Origin of the sequence: uncultured Maribacter sp., assembly GCF_947496775.1 — a bacterium.
Taxonomy (GTDB): domain Bacteria; phylum Bacteroidota; class Bacteroidia; order Flavobacteriales; family Flavobacteriaceae; genus Maribacter_B.
This window is the reverse complement of record NZ_CANMDU010000037.1, coordinates 1-1,626: the sequence shown is the minus strand read 5'-3', so window position 1 is coordinate 1,626 and position 1,626 is coordinate 1. Positions and strand designations below refer to the sequence as shown.

Here is a 1,626-nt window from a genome sequence, read left to right as displayed (position 1 = left end):
TACGAGGATGTAGAAACGGGACTTTATTATAATAGATTTAGGTATTACTCGCCTGATAGCGGAACTTATATATCTCAAGATCCCATTGGGCTTGCTGGGGGTATGCCAAACATCTACTCATATGTTCATGATTCTAATGCATATACAGACCCATTAGGGTTAATGCCTTGGCCTAATCCTGTAAGACAAGGACATCATTTAGTATACAAAAATAAAGCTTCAAGTATTGGATTAGACCATTTAGCATCAAGTACAGAAACACCTACATACTTCTTCAATGAACCATACAATCCAGGATCGCATGAAGCAATACATAGAGCTCAAAAACCTCATGTAGGACCAACCAGAGGACCATGGACAGGTACTTCTGATGAACTTTTTGAAGCTAGTAAAAAAGGATTAGGAGATGTTAATCATATAAAAGGTGATTTAAAAATCCCAAAAACTGGTGAAATTATAGCTGAAAATGTAACTCCACTAGAAGCTTTTGAAGAACTTGAAAAATGGCATAAAAAGAAAATATCATGCGGATAGAAACATTATTTTCGGAATTAAACGGGTTTGTCATTTTTGATTCAAAAGAATTAATAAGTTTCAAAAAAAAACATATTAATAATAGTGATATATTAACCCCATTAACCGAGACTAACTTGGGTGATGAAATCTCAGCTAATGGGGTTGCTATACCGATTATTGGAGTTGAATCCGATGATTACGGTTTTATCATGAGCACTAACAAGTTAACTTACTTAAAAAAAGTAGATGTCCAATCTAAAGGCTGGATTATAAACTCAAATGGCTTATTAAATATATGCGGAATAGGTTATTTAAAAGATTTTAATCTAGAAAAACTAATTGAATCTAATAAAATTATAAAATTCGAAGTACCAAAAGGATGGTTAAAAATAGATATATATGGAGGACTGAATGACCAACATATTCCAATCATCGAAATTGTATTTAGTAAATCTTTAGAAAAACCTAAATTCGAAGGAGATATATCTATTAATTTTAGTTTTTAGAAGCTGTAATATCTACAACTTTATCAGGTGGGTAAAAAATAAAAATAAGTGTAGAAAACCCCATAATTAAAAAACAAAAGGCAGTATACAATTTAGACCAATAAAAATGTGTAGCTTCATTAATAGGTAGATAGTCAGTAGACGCATTAGAAAGATAAAACCCTAACAATACAATTAACACAAAAAGTGCAAATGAAGTATGCGCAGAAGTTGTAGTATTATCCACATTTAATGGTATATACTTATAAAATACAAAAGTTCTTAAAACACATACAATAAACCATATTACTTTTAATAGAGCTATAGAAAAGAAAAAGTAAATAAATGGTGCTAGCTGTAACTCATCAAAAGAAATAGAAACATCTAACAAAGACTTTTTCTGAAAGACTATAAAATAATTTTCAAAAAATAAAATTACTATAAAAACATGCACTAAAGCTATAGTACTTCCAATGGCAGGTATTAAATTCTTATTAACCCAAGTAGTATTTAACATTACATAATACTTTGCAATTTCACTTGTTTTAAAAAAAGCATCTAATAAAGCAAATACATGATTTTTATTCTCTGGCGAGAGCTGTTGTATGTCTTTTAAACGTTTTAA

The 1,626-nt window shown here is 29.9% G+C and carries 3 protein-coding genes; 2 read left to right on the top strand and 1 reads right to left on the bottom strand.

The features are described 5' to 3' along the window. Positions 1-534, top strand: a 534-nt coding sequence (locus tag Q0856_RS17950; protein WP_298507209.1) for an RHS repeat-associated core domain-containing protein, incomplete at its 5' end; no start/stop codon positions are given. Then, positions 525-1,022: a hypothetical protein gene (locus Q0856_RS17945; protein WP_298507207.1), complete on the top strand. Its 498-nt coding sequence runs from the start codon at positions 525-527 to the stop codon at positions 1,020-1,022. The genes Q0856_RS17950 and Q0856_RS17945, both read left to right, overlap by 10 nt. Here Q0856_RS17945 and Q0856_RS17940 read toward each other — a convergent pair. Continuing rightward, the coding region (locus tag Q0856_RS17940; protein ID WP_298507205.1) for a hypothetical protein at positions 1,012-1,626 on the bottom strand (615 nt) is incomplete at its 5' end. The two genes, Q0856_RS17945 and Q0856_RS17940, sit on opposite strands and share 11 nt — an antisense overlap.

What these genes read in the sequence shown, in the direction of transcription:
- Q0856_RS17945 (WP_298507207.1), top strand. Translation starts at nt 525, where the DNA reads ATGCGGATAGAAACATTATTTTCGGAATTAAACGGGTTTGTCATTTTT.